Annotated in this window: 14 protein-coding genes; 8 read left to right on the top strand and 6 right to left on the bottom strand. The window is 69.0% G+C overall.

Annotation, left to right across the window (positions count from 1 at the left end; translation table 11 throughout):
* Positions 1–274 precede the first annotated feature (274 nt).
* Together VFA06_RS12295 and VFA06_RS12290 are read left to right on the top strand one after the other, a co-directional pair.
* Positions 275–1,039, top strand: coding sequence for an MgtC/SapB family protein (locus VFA06_RS12295; RefSeq protein WP_324840639.1), 765 nt, complete (start codon positions 275–277; stop codon positions 1,037–1,039).
* A gap of 921 nt (positions 1,040–1,960) precedes the next feature.
* Positions 1,961–2,743, top strand: a complete 783-nt coding sequence (locus VFA06_RS12290; RefSeq protein ID WP_324840638.1) for an HAD-IIA family hydrolase — start codon at positions 1,961–1,963, stop codon at positions 2,741–2,743.
* 607 nt (positions 2,744–3,350) lie between these two features.
* Here the strand turns inward: VFA06_RS12290 and VFA06_RS12285 are convergent.
* The 4 genes from VFA06_RS12285 to VFA06_RS12270 form a co-directional block, all read right to left on the bottom strand.
* Positions 3,351–4,106, bottom strand: coding sequence for an SIS domain-containing protein (locus VFA06_RS12285; protein ID WP_324840637.1), 756 nt, complete (start codon positions 4,104–4,106; stop codon positions 3,351–3,353).
* Positions 4,107–4,368: 262 nt separating this feature from the next.
* Positions 4,369–5,220 (bottom strand): carbohydrate ABC transporter permease, encoded by an 852-nt coding sequence (locus tag VFA06_RS12280; RefSeq protein ID WP_349260159.1) that lies wholly within the window; start codon positions 5,218–5,220, stop codon positions 4,369–4,371.
* A 68-nt stretch (positions 5,221–5,288) separates the two neighbouring features.
* The gene (locus tag VFA06_RS12275; protein WP_324840635.1) at positions 5,289–6,251 is read right to left on the bottom strand and encodes a sugar ABC transporter permease; all 963 of its coding nucleotides are present in this window, start codon (positions 6,249–6,251) and stop codon (positions 5,289–5,291) included.
* Between the two features lie 45 nt (positions 6,252–6,296).
* Complete coding sequence (locus tag VFA06_RS12270; RefSeq protein ID WP_324840634.1) at positions 6,297–7,625, bottom strand: ABC transporter substrate-binding protein; 1,329 nt, start codon at positions 7,623–7,625, stop codon at positions 6,297–6,299.
* Between the two features lie 365 nt (positions 7,626–7,990).
* Here VFA06_RS12270 and VFA06_RS12265 point away from each other — a divergent pair, with 365 nt between their 5' ends.
* The 4 genes from VFA06_RS12265 to VFA06_RS12250 all read left to right on the top strand — a co-directional run bounded on the left by VFA06_RS12265 (position 7,991) and on the right by VFA06_RS12250 (position 11,676).
* Positions 7,991–8,827 carry a DeoR/GlpR family DNA-binding transcription regulator gene (locus tag VFA06_RS12265; RefSeq protein ID WP_324840633.1) on the top strand — a complete coding sequence of 279 codons (837 nt, stop codon included), beginning with the start codon at positions 7,991–7,993 and terminating at the stop codon, positions 8,825–8,827.
* A gap of 114 nt (positions 8,828–8,941) precedes the next feature.
* Entirely contained in the window at positions 8,942–9,901 is a 960-nt protein-coding gene (locus VFA06_RS12260) for a site-2 protease family protein (RefSeq protein WP_324840632.1), read from the top strand.
* 130 nt (positions 9,902–10,031) lie between these two features.
* Positions 10,032–10,907: a 3-methyl-2-oxobutanoate hydroxymethyltransferase gene (gene panB / locus VFA06_RS12255; RefSeq protein ID WP_324840631.1), complete on the top strand. Its 876-nt coding sequence runs from the start codon at positions 10,032–10,034 to the stop codon at positions 10,905–10,907.
* A gap of 166 nt (positions 10,908–11,073) precedes the next feature.
* Entirely contained in the window at positions 11,074–11,676 is a 603-nt protein-coding gene (locus VFA06_RS12250; protein WP_324840630.1) for a hypothetical protein, read from the top strand.
* A 106-nt stretch (positions 11,677–11,782) separates the two neighbouring features.
* Here the strand turns inward: VFA06_RS12250 and VFA06_RS12245 are convergent, their stop codons facing one another.
* On the bottom strand, positions 11,783–11,956 hold the full coding sequence (locus VFA06_RS12245) for a hypothetical protein (protein WP_324840629.1): 174 nt from the start codon (positions 11,954–11,956) through the stop codon (positions 11,783–11,785).
* Between the two features lie 74 nt (positions 11,957–12,030).
* On the opposite strand from VFA06_RS12245, the gene map reads away from it, so the two are divergent.
* Complete coding sequence (map, locus tag VFA06_RS12240) at positions 12,031–12,879, top strand: type I methionyl aminopeptidase (protein ID WP_324840628.1); 849 nt, start codon at positions 12,031–12,033, stop codon at positions 12,877–12,879.
* A 156-nt stretch (positions 12,880–13,035) separates the two neighbouring features.
* Here map and VFA06_RS12235 read toward each other — a convergent pair whose 3' ends face one another.
* Positions 13,036–13,728, bottom strand: a complete 693-nt coding sequence (locus tag VFA06_RS12235) for a bifunctional DNA primase/polymerase (protein WP_324840627.1) — start codon at positions 13,726–13,728, stop codon at positions 13,036–13,038.
* Between the two features lie 532 nt (positions 13,729–14,260).
* On the opposite strand from VFA06_RS12235, the gene VFA06_RS12230 reads away from it, so the two are divergent.
* On the top strand, positions 14,261–16,419 hold a 2,159-nt coding region (locus tag VFA06_RS12230; protein WP_324840626.1), incomplete at its 3' end, for a DEAD/DEAH box helicase.

Genomic DNA, 16,419 nt, shown 5'->3' with positions numbered 1-16,419 from the left:
AGCGGAGCGGCACTGCACGAGGCACGAGGCACGGGCGGGGCGGGGCGGGGCGGGGCGGGGCGGGGCGGGGGGAGAGAATCCGGTCACGGCAGAGATGGCAACGGCCTTTCATACCGAGTGGGGGTAATCCGACGCCCGCAGACCCTAGACTGCTGCACCAAAAGACTGGCGGGTCGCCGCTATCCCGCGCGACCCAGAGCTCAGATTCGGCGATCGACGCCGGGTGAGCTGCCAGTCGGCTGCGCCATCGGTGGCATTGGGGAGGCGAGACGCGGTGCATATCAGTGAGCTGGAGTTGGTCACCCGGGTGCTGGTCGGCTGGGGGCTGACCTTCGTGCTGGGCTTCGAGCGCGCGGTCCGCGGCGCACCTGCTGGTGACCGCACCTTCTCGCTCGTCGGCGCAGGAACCGCGCTGATCGGTGCTCTGTCGCTCTCCTCCCCCGCGGTGCTGGGTGGTGCAGTGACCGGCATCGGCTTCATAGGGGGCGGGCTCTGCTTCCGGCAGGCGGCTCAGGACAAGGAGATCCTGCACGGAGTCACGACCGCGGCGTCCATATTCTGCGCGGCGGCGATCGGGGCGGCCGCCGGAGTAGGACACCTCTGGCTCGCCGCCATCGCGACCGGCTCGGTGTTCATCAGCCTGGAAATCAGGCATCTGCCGGTGTTCCGGTTGTTGGACGCCCGGCGCTGGGCGCCGTACTTCCACCACGACGACCATGCTCACTTCACCTTGCGCGGAATCGAGAAGGCGATCGTGCACGAGGTCGAAGGTGAAGCGGTCGACGTCAAGCGTATGTCGCTTGCCGCTTGTGGCCATACCGTGCCGTCGCAGGCTCTTTCGATGGGGGATGGCGGGGGTCAGCACGGCGGCGTGTCGGTGATGCGCATCGACGCCGTGTGCACCGAGTGCGGTGAGCCAGTAGCGCAATCCGCGACGGCGGCGCTGTCTGATGAGGTCGAGCAGGCGATTGAAGCCGACATTGCAGCGGACCAGATTGTGGAGGCGGCAGCGTCGGCAGCTCGCGGCGGCACACGGTAAGGAACCCCGGCGGTTGGGCGGCACCGAGCACCCGCAGCAGGGGAAGATGGCGGTTGGGTGGCACCGAGCACCCGCAGCGGGGGAAGACAGCGGTTGGGCGGCATCGGGCGGCCGCAGCAACGGCTGGCGACGGCAGAAGCGGTCGGCGCGAGGGAAGCTGGCGGTGCAGCGAGGCGGAGCGGGGAACGATCGACGCTTCTAGGGTCGACGCCGATGCTGATTCCGATGCGGGTGTGAGCATGCAACGGTTTGGCAGTCCGCAGATCGCGGCGTCTCGCGGTATGAGAGTGCTGGTGAGGCGGCGGGAGAGGCGCGTGACCGTCGGCGTGTGTTAGCCTCGATCTGCCGGTACGTACGATGTCCCCGGGCCTCACCTATTGCCGGCGCGGAATACCGTTTGGCTGGAGCCGCGCTGTGCCACTCGCCGAGAGGCGACACGCGTACCGGCGCTAGTCATTTCTCGCGGGCGGAGTTGCTCGCACTTCAAGAGTGAGTAGAAGCGCCGCTCGGACGCAGTCGTCCGGCGGCGAGGCTGTGGCGCCAACTGTATGCACAGATCAGGCGATCGCGAGCAAACGGCTTGGGCATAGTGGGCAGGCTCGCACGGTCGGGACGCGGTCGACGGGCTAACAGCAGCTTGGGCACGGTGGACGGGTTGACAGCAGCTTGGGCACGGCGGACGGGCTGACAGCAGCTGCAGGAGCCGGGAACTACGTCCAGGGCAGGGCACGGTCGCTCAAACGTGTTGGGCGAAGCGGGCGACAGGCGGCTGAGGAGCGGGTTGCTCTCGCGTTCCGGCATGCGAACGGTCCTGCTCGTCGCCATGCCCGGACACGAGATGATGGCCCGAGCAACACGCTCCCTCGCGTGTCCTGCACCAGCCGGCCGGGATCCGCCCGGCGGCCCGGAAGGAGCTGGAACGTGAACGACCGCAAGCCGGTGACCACCTGGCTGACGGACATGGACGGCGTCCTCATCCACGAGGGCAACATGATTCCCGGCGCGGACGACTTCATCCGCAGGCTGCGCGACTGCGGCGCGCCGTTCCTGGTGCTGACCAACAACTCCATCTACACCCCGCGGGACCTGCGGGCCAGATTGCTGTCCACCGGCATCGACTTGCCGGAGGAGTCGATCTGGACCTCCGCCCTCGCCACCGCCAACTTCCTGCACTCGCAGCGGCCAGGCGGTTCCGCGTACGTCATCGGCGAAGCGGGTCTGACCACCGCGCTGCATGAAGCCGGCTACACGCTCTCTGAGAGCGAGCCCGACTACGTGGTGCTCGGCGAAACCCGGACCTACAGCTTCGAGGCGATCACGCGCGCGATTCGGCTGATCGACGGTGGCGCGCGCTTCATCGCCACCAACCCGGACGCCACCGGTCCTTCGCTCGAGGGCGCCCTGCCCGCCTGCGGCTCGGTCGCGGCGCTGATCACGCGGGCCACCGGGGTCGAGCCCTACTTCGTGGGCAAGCCGAACCCGGTGATGATGCGCGAGGGGCTGAACAAGATCGCCGCGCATTCGGAGAGCACCGCGATGATCGGCGACCGGATGGACACCGACATCAAGTGCGGCATCGAGGCCGGGCTGGAGACCATCCTGGTGATGACCGGGATCACCCAGCTCGCGGACGTGGAGCGGTTCCCGTACCGGCCGTCGCGGATCGTAAAGTCGATCGCGGAGCTGATCACTGAAATCACCTGAGCTGCTGAGCTGCTGAGCTATTGTGCTGGGTTCGCGGGCTGTTGAGTCGCTGAACTGCCGCTTTGCGCCGAATGGATGGAGAATTCGGCCGATCACTCGATCGGCCGAACATCCTGAAGCATTGACGGCGCGTTATACCCGTTGTGACTGCACCACAACTCTCCGCCGTTCGAGCGTCGCGTCCGGGTTCCCGCCCGATCGATCCGCGCTCGACGGCGACTCCGCTTTACGACGCCCTAGTGCACGAATACCGGCAGGCTTTGCGCTGCGTTCCCGGCGAGCACGTCTTCGACAGCCGCCTTCCCGCCTCGCAGTCTGCTCCCCCGGTCGCCGTCCCCACGCCTGCCATCCCGACGGCGCCGAACTTTCCGCACGAGCTCGACGCCTTGCCGTACTCGCGGCGTGTCAGCGGTGTTCCACGCCAGGTTTCGCGGCACCGCGGCGCGGCGGGGGACGCTCCGGGACAGGGGCGCTGGTAGGCGTAGGGGTGCTGGGTAGGGGCGCAGTGCGGTAACGGCGGTGCGCTGCGGCGCGCCGGGATAGATAGCCGCGGTCGGCGTCGGCTATGCCTCAGGCGAGCGTTCGTTGTGGCACGCCGGGCGGGCAACTAGTAAGCGCTGCGGCGGATACGGCCCTCGTAGCGCGCTTCCCACATGTCGTTGTGTGCATCCCCCTCGGCGATGTTCGCCGACAGGTAGATCGGCGGCTCGACGTCGTCGGCGATCAGCCGCGCCGTGACGCCTGCGACGATGAGCTGGGCGATGACGGCGTTGCCGATGGACGACACTGCGCAGACCTTGCCACCGTTGGGCAGGTCGAGCACCGCGTCTCCGTATGGCGCCGCGTTGTCGATGACGACGTCCGCGAGTTCGAACAGGCGCTTGCCGGACGGATGCCTCGACGTGATGCGCTGCGAGTGCTCCAGCGAGGTGATCGCGATCAGCGGGTGGCCGTTCTCGCGGGCGATCTGTGCCATTTCGACGGTCGAGCCGTTGCCGCCGGACTGGGAGGCGATGACGAGCACGTCCGCGGGGCCGATCGGGGCCAGGTCCCAGACGCGGCGGGCCAGCTGCGGGTCACGCTCGGCCTTCGGGTCCGCCAGCAGCGCCTCGTCCTCGCCGCCGAGGATGATCAGGTCCCGCAGCGCCAGCTTGTTCGTCGGGATCAGGCCGCCGGCCCGGCCGGCGAGCTCCATCGCCAGCGCCTCGGAGTGACCGGTGCCGAACACCTGGAGCACGCCGTCTTTGCGCAGCGACGCGGCGATCAGGTCCGCGGCACGGTCGATCGCCGGTCCTTGCGTCGACTCGATGCGATCGAGCTGCTCGCGGACCTTGCCGAGGAAAGAGGCGGTATCGACGGACACGAAGACTCCCCTGGGGCCGGGTGCGGTGATCGCACGCTACTGCACCGGTGGCGGCAGGGGAATCGAAACGGGGAAATTGGTATAGGCCAATTACGCGAGGGGAGGGAGGAGAAGGCGGGGGATGAGGGGAAGGCGGCGCGAGCGGAAAGAGAGGGCGGGACACCGGAGCCGCCGCCGGACCAGTAGCGGCGGCTCCGGGCGCATTACACGTGACCGGCGACCCGTGACGCGTGCAACCTGCGACACGTGTCCGTGTCGTGTGTCAGCCCTTCTCCGCGCCCAGAGTCAGGCCGGAGACGAACTGGCGCTGGAGCAGGAAGTAGACGATCAGCGTCGGGATCGCGGTCAGCAGCGCCCCTGCGGCGACCAGGTTGTCGTTCGTGAAGAAGGTGCCGGACAGGTTGGCGAGCGCCGAGGTGATCGGCATCTTGTCACCGCTGGAGATCAGCACGATGGCCCAGAAGAAGTCGTTGTAGATCCAGATCGACAGCAACGTGGCCAGCGCTGCGACCGCGGGCTTGAGCAGCGGCAGGATGATCCGGCTGTAGATCTGCCAGACCGTGGCGCCGTCCACGACCGCGGCCTCGCGCAGGCCCGCCGGGATGGTCTTCATGTAGTTGGACAGCACGAAGGTGCAGAAGCCCGACTGGAAGGCCACGTGGATGACGACAAGACCGATGATCGTGTCGTACATCTTGCCCGAGTCGCTGAGCCCGGAGGGCAGGCTGATCAGCAGGTAGAGCCGGTACAGCGGGGTGATGATGACCTGCTGCGGGAGCAGGTTGCCCGCCGTGAAGATCATCAGCAGCAGCAGGTTGATCTTCAGGTTGTACTGGGTGACCGTGAACGCCACGAAGGAGGAGAGCAGCAGGGTCAGGATCACCGCCGGGACGGCGATCATGACCGTGTTCCAGAAGTAGTGCGGCATCCCGGACTGGTTCCAGGCGTCGATGTAGTTCTGGAAGTTCAGCGTGCTCGGCAGGGAGAGGTACCCCTTGGCCTGGGTCTCCGAGTAGGGCCGCAGCGAGGTGTAGATCGCCCACAGCATCGGCACGAGCCAGGCGAGCGCGGTGCCCGCCAGGAAGACGTGCAGCACGATGCGGGCGGGCCGCACCCGGCGCTTGCCGGTGACCGGATGGGTGCCGCTCGGCCGCGCGGTGTCTGAGGCGAGGGCCGTGGCGGTCACGTGCTCCGCTCCTTCCGGAAGGTGACGATCAGGTACGGGATGATCGCCGCGAGCGAGACGACCAGCAGGATCACCGCGAGGGCCGAGCCGTAACCGATCCGGCTCGCCTCACCGATGATGTTCTGGGTGATCAGGATGGACAGCAGTTCCGTGCCGTGCTCGCCCTTGTTGAACACGTAGACGATGTCGAAGGCACGCAGCGCCTCGATGACCGTGACGACAGCGACGACCACGTTGATCGGCCTCAGCGCGGGGAAGACCACGTGCCGGAACGCCTGCCACTCGTTGGCGCCGTCGACCGCGGCCGCGTCTTTGAGCGAGGGATCGACGCTCTTGAGGCCGGCCAGGTAGAGGATCATCATGTAGCCCGCGTGCCGCCAGGACGCGGCCACCAGCACCGCCCAGATGTTCAGCTTCGGGTTGCCGACCCAGTCCAGGTAGGTGCCGTTCGGGTTGTTGGTGTGGAACAGGCTGTTGATCAGGCCGTGGTCCGGGTTGTAGATCAGCTCCCAGACGAAGCCGATCACGGCGCTGGACACCATGACAGGCAGGAAGAACGCGCTCTGGTAGAACCGGCTGAACCTGATCTTCTTGTCCAGCTGGTAGGCCAGGAACAGGCCGAACGGCGTCGGGATGGCCGCGAGCACGACCAGCCAGAGCACGTTGTGCTCCACGGCCGGCCAGAAGGACGGGTAGATGGTGAAGATCTGCTGGTAGTTGCGCAGCCCGATCCACTTGATCGAGTCGAGGCCGATCCCGTCCCAGGAGGTGAAGGACAGCAGGATCGAGGCCAGCGCCGGGACCCAGACGAACACCACCATCAGGGCCGTGGGCACCCCGGTCATCAGGGTCAGGACAGTTCTGTCTCGGCCGGTCAGCCGTCGCAGCCGCCCGGGCGCGCGGGGAAGATCCGCCGCGCGCCCGGTCTCGACGGCGTCGGCGCTGGTTCCGACGGTCATCGGGGTTCCTCGTTCCGGTGGCTTCGCCGTCTCCGGCGTGGCCGGTCAGGAGTTGTAGATGGACTGCTTCTGCTGCTCGATCGAGCTGAGGATGCTGCCGATGCTGCCCGGGTTCTGCAGGTACGCCTGGAGCTGCGGCTGCATCACCGTGGACGTGAACGCCGGGTTGGCGTCGCGGTCCATGAACTGCGAGACGTGCTGGGCCGAGGCGAACAGCTGCGCCGACTTCTTCTGGATCGCGTTGTACCCGGAGGTGTCGTATCCATTGACCAGCGCGTCGTAGCTGTTGTCCACCTTCAGGTACGCGCCCTCGCCGTCAGCCGACCCGATGAACTCGAGCAGCTTGACCGCGGCGGCCCGGTTCTTCGGGCTCTTGCTGAGCATGAAGCCGTCGACCGGGGCCTCGATGCTGTCCTGGCCCCACTGCGGGTCGATCGCCGGGAAGGCGAAGAAGTCCAGGTCGTCCAGGTCGGCCGGGTTGGTGAACTGCTGGGCGATGAAGGTGCCGAGCAGGTACATGCCCGACTTCTTCGCCAGCAGCGACTGCGCGGCGTCCTGCCACTTGCGGCCGATGTAGCCGGGCTGGTGGTAGGGCAGGATCTGGGTCCAGTGGTCGAAGACGGCCTTGACCTTCGCATCGGTCCAGGCTGCCTTGCCGTGCATCAGGTCCATGTGGAACTGGTAGCCGTTGATGCGCATGTTCAGCTGGTCGAACGTGCCCATGGCCGGCCACTTGTCGGCGTCAGCGAAGGCGATCGGGTTCAGGCCGTCGGACTTCATCTTCTCGCAGAGTGAGATGAAGCCGTTCCAGTCCGTGGGGACCGTGTAGTTGTGCGCCGCGAACACGCTCTTCCGGTAGAAGACGGCCCACGGGTAGTAGTAGATCGGGACGAAGTAGTAGTTGCCGTCCTGGCCCTTGGACAGGTCGTGCACCGACTGCGGGAAGTTGTTGCCGATGGTGTCCCACACGTCGTTGATCTTGTTCGACAGGCCCTTGGCCGCGAAGAACTGCATGCGGTAGCCGGCGAACCAGGTGAACACGTCGTCCGGGGTGGCCTGCAGGTAGCTGTTGATCTGCTCCTGGAAGGTGTCGTGGTCCTTGGTGTTGACCTGCACCTTGATGCCGGGGTTCTTGGCCTGGAACGCGTCGTAGACGGCCTGGAAGGCCCTCTTCGGCACAGCGTCGGAGGCGTTGGAGCCGAGGGTGACGGTTCCGGAGGCGGCGCCGCCCGACGAGGAGGTCGACTTACTCGAGGAACTGCAGGCCGCAAGGGTCGGCAGCGCGGCGACGCCGGCCGCTCCGAGCAGACCCTTGAGCATGATCCGCCGATCGACGGTAGGGCCTTGGAACGCCCTGGGGGACTGCGGGGACATCGCACCTCCATGTGTGACGCCAGTTGAGCCGGGGCAGGGGACCGTGTTGCGGTGGGGGTACGCGAGCGAACTGGAACGCGAACTGACCCCAATCGAACGTGAACAAACAATCTGGCGCAGAGCAAACCGCCAGAACGGGAGAGGTGTCAAGGGTTCTTGCTCAAAATGAAACATCAAAACCGGCTGCTGTAGGGGCTGGTGTGCTAGCCGTGGGCTGGTTACTGTTGCGTTCTGGGTTCTTCGTACCCACGTACGGTCGATCCGATGTTGGATCGAGTGTGTTTCTGTGTCGGCTGGTGGTTCGCTGTGGAGCCGTGTGCGCGGCGGTGGTGCACAGCGCCCCTCGGCGTTAAGGAGCCCGGAGAATGTTGGCGGCACAGCGGCAGAGTTGGATCCTGGAGGAGGTCCGCCGGATCGGCGGCGTCCGGGTGAGCGATCTGACTCAGGCGCTTGGGGTCTCGGACATGACGGTGCGCCGAGATCTGGACACACTGGCCCGCAAGGGTTTGATCGAGAAGGTGCACGGCGGGGCCACGGCCCGGCACCCCGGCTCGACCGACGAGCCCGGATTCGAGGCGAAGGTCGGACGGGAGCGGGCGGCCAAGGACGCGATCGCCCGTCGCGCGGCCGATCTCGTGCGCCCCGGTACGGCGATCGGCGTGACCGCGGGGACGACGACGCACGCTTTCGCACGGGCGATGGCGCGCGTACCGGACGTGACTGTGGTGACCAACTCGTTGCGTGTGGCGGAGGTTCTGCATACACACGCCGTGGCGAGCCAGACGGTGATCCTCACCGGCGGGGTGCGTACTCCGTCGGATGCGTTGGTCGGCCCGGTGGCGATCCAGTCGATACGCGCGCTGCACCTGGACTGCGTGTTCATGGGCGTGCACGGGATGGACGAGGTCGCCGGGTTCACCTCGCCGAACCTGATGGAGGCCGAGACCAACCGGGCGTTGATGTCGACCGCGCGGCGGCTGATCGTCCTGGCCGACCACACCAAGTGGGGCGTGGTGGGCCTGTGCGCCATCGCCGGCTTGGAGGGCGCCGCGGCGCTGGTGACGGACTCCGGGTTGGCGCAGGACGGGCGCGCGGCGCTGGCGGACCGGGTCGGCGAGCTGATCATCGCCGGCGAGGAGGAGGAACAGATCGCGATCCCGCCGCAGAACGTGCACAGCCTGATCGACGGGCGGCCCGCCTAGGCGGCGCTTTCTAAGTCTAAGAACGCTTTCTAAGAACGGGGCCGCGGGCCTGCGCTGTGGTTTTCCCGGCGGCCGGCTCGTTTTTCGCTGCGCGACACGCCGCACGCTCAGCCTGTGGCCATAGCATGGGCGGCGGGGCGCCATCCGGCGTCACCGCACCTGCGCCCGCCGGGAAGCCTTCCGGCGCCGGGCACCGTCCAGCAGAAGCGAGTGCACAGCGACATGGGAGTTTTCGGCCAGCGCACCGGGATGCCGAGGCGCACCGCGTCGCCGTGGGGACGGCGCAACCGGATCAGGGTGAGCTCGGTCTTCCTGGGCATCGTCGCGGTGACCGTGACCGGGGCGGTCGCGTCGTGGACCGGATACGGCAACTCCGGGTTCGCGGTGTTCGTATTTGTGATGGGCGCGTACTTCGTTGTGCTGTGCCTACACGAGTTCGGACACGCATACGCCGCGCACCGGGCCGGGGACGCCGGTGTCGCGGCCCGCGGTTATCTGGACCTCAATCCGCTGCGTTACCTCAACCCGGTACTCAGCTTCCTGCTACCGGCCCTGTACCTGGCGTGGGGCGGCCTTCCGCTGCCGGGCGGCGCGGTGCTGGTGGATCGGACCGCGGCGCGCAAACGCTGGCAGGCCAGCCTGATCTCGGCGAGCGGCCCGCTGGCGAACGTGGTGTTCGCGAGCGTGGCGATGGTGGCCGTGGCGATCTGGGCGCCGACCGCGCCCGCCTTCGACGGCAGCGGCTCGCTCATCTCCGGGCCGCATGAAGCTTTCTGGGAAGGCGTGTCCTTCTTCGCGTTCTTGCAAGTCGCTGTAGCCCTGCTAAACCTCATCCCGGTTCCGGGGCTCGACGGCTACGGGATCATCGAGCCGTATCTCAAGCCCGAGACACGCCGCGGGCTCGAGCCGATCCGGCCCTATGGCATCCTCTTGGTGCTGTTGCTGCTGTTCTTCTTCCAGCCTGTGCGCGACGGGTTCTCGCACGCGGTCTATTCGATCTTGAGCGCGTTCGGCCAGCCGTACTACGGAGCGAGCCAAGGGCAGATCGAGTTCATGTTCTGGAAGTCGCACTAGCGATCACGCCCGCCGCCGGAAGTCTGGCGGCGGCGGGCCGGAAGTGAGACGATCCCTCTCAGTCCGGGGACGCCCGCGGGGCGCCACGAGATCTTTTCCGAGGAGTCGTACTGTCATGTCAGTCCCAGGCATGTCTCAATCACCTCAGTCCGCGCCCACGGCCGCGGAACCGAAGCTCACGCTGTACGGCGGCTCGAACGGCGTGGGCCGCCGGGTCACCGTGCGCGACCTGGCGGCCGCCAAGCGGCGCGGCGAGCGCTGGCCGATGCTCACCGCCTATGACGCGCTGACCGCCGGAGTGTTCGACGAGTCCGGGATCCCGGTGTTGCTGGTCGGCGACTCGGCCGCGGACAACCACCTGGGGTACGCGAACACGGTGCCGGTGACCGTGGACGAGCTGATCACGCTGACCGCGGCCGTCGTGCGCGGCACGAAGCGCTCGCTGATCGTGGCCGACATGCCCTTCGGCTCGTACCAGGGCGGGGCGCGGCAGGCGCTGGAGACCGGCACCCGGTTCCTGAAGGAGGCCGGGGCGGGCGCCGTGAAGCTGGAGGGCGGCCGGCGAGTCGTGCCGCAGGTCGAGGCGCTGGTGCAGGCCGGGATTCCGGTGATGGCGCACATCGGGCTGACGCCGCAGTCGGTCAACGTGCTGGGCGGCTACCGGGTGCAGGGCCGCGGCGACGAGGAGGCGGAGCGGCTGCTCGCGGACGCCAAGTCGCTGGAGGCCGCGGGCGCCTTCGCGGTGGTCCTTGAGCTGGTGCCGGAGGAGCTGGCCACGCGCGTGACCGAGCTGCTGACCATCCCGACCATCGGCATCGGCGCGGGCCCGGGCACCGACGCGCAGGTGCTGGTGTGGACGGACATGGCCGGGATGACGCCGGGCCAGGCCCCGCGGTTCGCGAAGAAGTACGCCGACCTGCGCTCCGTGCTCGGCGACGCGGCGCGCGCCTACGCCGCGGACGTCGTCAACGGCGTGTTCCCGGCGCCGGAGCACACCTTCCACTGATCACGGCGAGGGTGCAGCCGACGGCTGTGTGAGGGTCCGGTCGCGTGCGGCCGGACCCTTTCGCCTTCACGACCGCGGTCGTTCACCGTGCGCCGTTCGACGGTCCGGCTGTCTGATTCGCGCCATTGGCCCCTGCCGAGGCAGACCGCCTGGCACGATGGAGGACATGGACAGAGTGCAGGCGGCCGCCCTGCGCGACCTGCTCGAGGCGACCGGTGGCCGCTCCGGCTGGATCGACGCGAGCGACGAGTTCGGCTTCGCGCTGCGCCGGGCGCCGCGCCGGGTCGGCGGGCTGCTGCTGGCCGGTCCCGAGGACGACGAGCCGTGGCATCTGGCGGCGCATCTGACCGACGAGTCGCAGTGGGCCGATCTACCGCAGCTCGCGCCGGTGCTGCTGCGGCACGCCCCCCCGCCGGACGCTCCCCCGCACCTCGCGGCGGGGTTGCAGCGGCTGGACTCGGCCGGGCGCGGCGAGGCGCTGCTCGTGGTGGCGCAACAGGACCCGGCCGACGCGCTGCTGGAACGGGTCGACGACGCGCGGCACCGGGGCGCGCGGATCCTGACGCTGGATCAGAGCGCGGCCCAGCTGCGCGGATTGGCGCACGAGGCGCTGACAGTGCCGGACGAGCCCGGCCCGCTGACCTTCGACTCGGCGCAGCATCTCGTCTCGCTCGCGGCCGCGTCGCGGGACACGGCCGCGGGCGGATTACGCACCCGCCTCGGGCGCTGGATCGAGGCAGTCAGCGGGCCGCGCGTGGAGCGTTGGTAGAAGCCGCCCGAGGGAAAGTTCGGTCAAGCTCTTCCTCCTCGGCAGCAGCACGCCCGCGACCCCTACAGAGGGCCGCGGGCGTGTCGGTCTGACCGGGGTCTACCGTCTAGTCGCGGTCGTCGGCCCAGGCGGCGTTGCGTTCCTTAACCTTCTCCAGCGCGTGTTCCGCCTCCTCCCGGGTGGCGTACGGGCCGAGCCGGTCCTGGGCCCGGCAGCCGACCGGCCCCTCAACCGTGTGGTGCTTGAGGCAGTAGAACCACTGCGGTTCCTCGTCGGTCATATCCATCCCTTCACCGGCCGTAGCGCAAAAGGCAAAGGAGTACTGCCCTGCATCGAAGTCTTAGACTCATGCGCATGGCTCCCCTTGTGCCCGGAACGCTCTCCCCGAATCGCTCTGTCCCGTCGAACATCGCCCGGCCGGAATACGTCGGCAAGCCGAGGCCCGAGCCGTACCACGGTCCTGATGTGCAGACCGCGGAGACGATCGAGAAGATGCGGATCGCCGGGCGGATCGCGGCGCAGGCGTTGATCGAGGTCGGGAACGCGGCCAAGCCGGGGGTCACCACGGACGAGCTGGACCGGATCGGGCACGAGTTCCTGTGCGACCACGGGGCCTATCCGTCGACGTTGGGCTACAAGGGTTACCCGAAGTCGCTGTGCACGTCGATCAACGAGGTGATCTGCCACGGCATCCCGGACTCGACGGTCCTCAACGACGGCGACATCGTGAACGTGGACATCACCGCATTCATCAACGGGGTGCACGGCGACACGAACGCCACCTTCGAGGTCGGCGAGGTCTCGGAGGAGGCGCACCTGCTGGTGGAGCGGACCCGCGAGTCGCTGAACCGGGCGATCAAGGCGGTGCGGCCGGGTCGGCAGATCAACGTCATCGGCCGGGTCATCGAGTCGTACGCGAAGCGGTTCGGGTACGGCGTGGTGCGCGTATTCACGGGTCACGGCATCGCGACCGCGTTCCACAGCGGGCTGATCATCCCGCACTACGACGACCCGCGCGCGACGCGGCTGCTCGAGCCGGGGATGACTTTCACGATCGAGCCGATGCTGACGCTCGGCACGATCGAGCACCGGATGTGGGACGACAACTGGACCGCGGTGACCGCGGACGGGAAGCTGACCGCTCAGTTCGAGCACACAATGGTGGTCACCGACGACGGCGTGGAGCTGCTGACCGTCGCGTAGCGCGATCAGCGCGACGCGGTAACGGCAAGCCAGCGCGGTTAGCCGACCGGATGTGGCACGGGCGCAGCGGGCGTTGCCCTAGCGGAATGGCCTTAGCAGCGACGCCTTAGCGGCACGGCTTCACGGGCGTGCCGCTTCACGGGCGTGCCGCGGCCGTCACCACACGGTTGATTCGATCGTCGCCGCGACCGATTCGCAGGCGTCGGCGAGGACGCCGAGCAGGCGCAGCGGATCCGGCAGCGGAGCCTCGAAAGCGTGGATCCAGCGGGCGCGCCCGCCGTTGACGGCACGGGCCGGCGGGACGAGCACGTAGGAGCCGCGGGTGTGCCAGCGCAGACCCGGGCTGCCGGCTTCGGTCTCGGGGGCGGCGTCGAGGTCGCAGCGCCACCATTCGTCCGTGGCGCGCTCGTCCTCCCCGCCGGGCCGCGCGGTGGTGAAGAACAGGCAGCGGTCGCCCTCCGCAGAGACGGCGACAGGGCCGAGGGGGGCGGAGGAGGTGGTCAGCGTGCGGAAGGCGATGCGTCCGGCGGAGATCGGCACGTCGAGCACGTCGTGGGTGCGGCCGGTGGGGCTGGCGAAGTTCACGTCCGGGAGCCGCGAGCGCCATCGGTCCAGCTGAGCCGGGTCGGCGCTGGCCTCGGTCTGCCAGCCGTAGGAGAGCGGGTGCGCGCCGGGGTTGGGACAGCCGACGCGGCTACAGGAGCAGCCGGGGCCGAGCGGCGCGGCAGCGGGGACCACGGCGAAGCCTCGGGCGACGAAGGCCGCCACCAGGTCCGGTTCCTCGCGTTTGCGGCGCATGCCGGGGATCCGGCCGCGGGACACCGTCCTTTCGGCGCCTGTCGCTGCCATCCCTCGGCCCGCCTCCTTCCCGCCGCGCTCCGGTGAACGAACCACCCTGGTCAACGAGCAGTGCGGCGCGGTCGGATACCGGCCACTCGGTCGATTCCCGGAGGTATGTGCGTCCCCTATGCGCGCCAAGCCTACTAAGGCTGAGCCGATCGCGCGGCAGAACGGCTGGGCCCGTGGTCTCAGCAGCGTGCGAACCTTGGTCCTCCCCTGGCCGCCAATCCGTCCGCACTCCCCCGCTGGCCTGCCGGTTTCGTCCCTTCCCGGCAAGCCCGTTACACTAGCTGGGTACATGTGATGCCCGCGCGCTTTTCGGCGTCCGGATGCCGCTCAGGCGGCGTGAATCCGGACCGCCTCGCACGGAGGGAAGGCCCTCCGGCCCACGGTCGTCGGCCCGTCAGATTCCCAGTGGCTCTGTCGGTGGTCGGCACAGGATCTCAGGCCAACACAGGCGCGGCATTGCCCCGATGTAGGGCCCGTACTTGTGATTGGCTCGGCGGCGCGCAACCGGCGCTCCCTGAAGCCTCCTTGGCACGTGCCGTTTGACCAGGAGGTCTGCACCACCATGTCCGTGGACACCACCACGACGCCCGAAACCGCGTCAGCCGACGCGGCGAATACTGACATTGAGATCGAGACCGCACCGGCCGAGGCAGCACAGGCCGAGACCGCGGAACAGCTCGACACCGGCACCGAGGTGACCTTCGCGTCGCTCGACCTGCCGAAGCCGCTGCTCGAGGTGCTCGGCGAGGCGGGAGTCGTCACCGCGTTCCCGATCCAGGCGGCGACCATCCCCGACGCGCTGGTCGGCCGGGACGTGCTCGGCCGCGGCCGCACCGGATCCGGAAAGACGCTGGCCTTCGGGCTGCCGACGCTGACCCGGCTGGAGGGGCTGCGCGCCAAGCCGCGCAAGCCGCTGGCGCTCGTGCTGGTCCCGACGCGTGAGCTGGCGATGCAGGTCGAGGACGCGCTGCGGCCGTATGCCAGGGCTATGCGACTGCGCATCCGCTCGGTCTACGGCGGCGCGCCGATGCGTAAGCAGATTGACAATCTGCGGTACGGCGTCGAGCTGCTCGTGGCCACGCCCGGCCGCCTCTCCGACCTGATCGAGCAGGGCGAATGCGAGCTCGGAGAGGTCGACATCGCCATCCTCGACGAGGCGGACCAGATGTGCGACATGGGCTTCCTGCCGCATGTCTGCGAGCTGATGGACCAGGTCGCGGAGGGCGGGCAGCGGCTGCTGTTCTCGGCAACGCTGGACGGCGCGGTCGACGAGATCGTCAAGAAGTACATGAACGACCCGGTGCTGCACGAGGTGGACCCGCACGCCGGTGTGGTCTCCACGATGAGCCACCACCTGCTGATGGTGACCCCGCAGCACAAGGCGAAGGTCGCGGCGCAGATCGCGGGTCGGCACGCCGCCGAGGCCGGCAACGGCGAGGCGCGTTCGATCTTCTTCGTGCGCACGCAGATGGCTGTCGACCGGGTGACCGAGCAGTTGCGCGACCGGGGCCTGCCGGCGGCTGGGCTGCACGGCGGGATGACCCAGGTCGCGCGCACCAAGACGCTGGAGGACTTCAAGGAGGGCCGCACCCCGGTCCTAATCGCCACCGACGTGGCCGCCCGCGGCATCCACGTGGACGGCATCGACCTGGTGGTGCACCTGGACCCGCCGCGTGACTCGAAGGACTACCTGCACCGGGCCGGGCGCACCGCGCGGGCCGGGCAGGCGGGCCTGGTCGCGTCGCTGGTCCTGCCGAAGCAGCGCAAGCAGGCGCAGCGGCTGATGGACGAGGCCGGCGTGACCGCCGAGGAGCTGGACGCGGCCCCGCTCGGCGCGGGCGGCAAGTGGGAGAAGGCCGGGAGCGCGCTGGCCGAGCTCACCGGCGCCCGCGAGGTGCCGGAGCCGGGCGACGTGCCGACCTTCACCCTCCCGGTGCGCGAGCGCGCATCGCGGTCGCGGGATGGATGGGACAACCGCGGCGGCGACCGCTTCGGGCGCGACCGGTACAACCGCGTGGACCGCGAGCGTCGCGACGGCGGGTTCGAGCGGCGTGACCGTTTCGACCGGCCGGAGCGGGACGGGCGCGGCGGCGAGCGTGACCGCGGCGAGCGCTTCGGGCGCGACCGGTTCGACCGGGGCGAGCGCGGAGACTCGCGCGGCGGCGCTCCCTTCCGGCGCGACTTCGACCGCGGTGGCTTCCACGGCCGCGACGGCGAGCGCGGCGGTGCCGAGCGGCGTGAGTTCCGCCGGGACGGCGAGCGCTTCGGGCGCGGCGAGCGGCGGGATGACTCGTTCGGGCGCCGCGACCGCGGATTCGACGGCGGCCGTCCGCAGCGCGGGTTCGATGGTGCCCGCCCGCAGCGTGGCTTCGGCAACGACGAGCAGCGCTCTGAGAACCGGCGCTTCGAGGGGCGCGACGGGCAGCGCGGCGGCTTCGAAGGACGCGGTGCTGAGGGACGTGGCCCGGAAGGGCGCGGCTCGGAGGGTCGCGGCTTCCAGGGGCGCCCGGAGGGACGCGACTTCACCGAGCGCGGCGGACGGGACCAGCGGTTCGAGCGGCGCAGCTTCGAGAACCGCGGCACTGAGCGGCGCGGCTTCGAGGGTCGCGGAACCGGCGGCCACGGTTTCCGGGACCGCGGACGCGACGAGCGCGGCGGCTTCGACCGCAACCGCGGCACGGGCTCCTTCCG

This window comes from Actinocrinis sp. (assembly GCF_035653575.1).
Classification (GTDB): Bacteria; Actinomycetota; Actinomycetes; order Streptomycetales; family Catenulisporaceae; genus Actinocrinis.
This window is presented reverse-complemented; position numbering and strand designations above follow the sequence as displayed.

Excerpts from the sequence above, each read along its gene's own strand:
- VFA06_RS12275 (WP_324840635.1), bottom strand. The coding sequence starts at position 6,251 with ATGACCGTCGGAACCAGCGCCGACGCCGTCGAGACCGGGCGCGCGGCG.
- VFA06_RS12270 (WP_324840634.1), bottom strand. The coding sequence starts at position 7,625 with ATGTCCCCGCAGTCCCCCAGGGCGTTCCAAGGCCCTACCGTCGATCGG.
- VFA06_RS12265 (WP_324840633.1), top strand. The coding sequence starts at position 7,991 with ATGTTGGCGGCACAGCGGCAGAGTTGGATCCTGGAGGAGGTCCGCCGG.
- panB (WP_324840631.1), top strand. The coding sequence starts at position 10,032 with ATGTCTCAATCACCTCAGTCCGCGCCCACGGCCGCGGAACCGAAGCTC.
- VFA06_RS12250 (WP_324840630.1), top strand. The coding sequence starts at position 11,074 with ATGGACAGAGTGCAGGCGGCCGCCCTGCGCGACCTGCTCGAGGCGACC.
- VFA06_RS12245 (WP_324840629.1), bottom strand. The coding sequence starts at position 11,956 with ATGACCGACGAGGAACCGCAGTGGTTCTACTGCCTCAAGCACCACACG.
- map (WP_324840628.1), top strand. The coding sequence starts at position 12,031 with ATGGCTCCCCTTGTGCCCGGAACGCTCTCCCCGAATCGCTCTGTCCCG.
- VFA06_RS12235 (WP_324840627.1), bottom strand. The coding sequence starts at position 13,728 with ATGGCAGCGACAGGCGCCGAAAGGACGGTGTCCCGCGGCCGGATCCCC.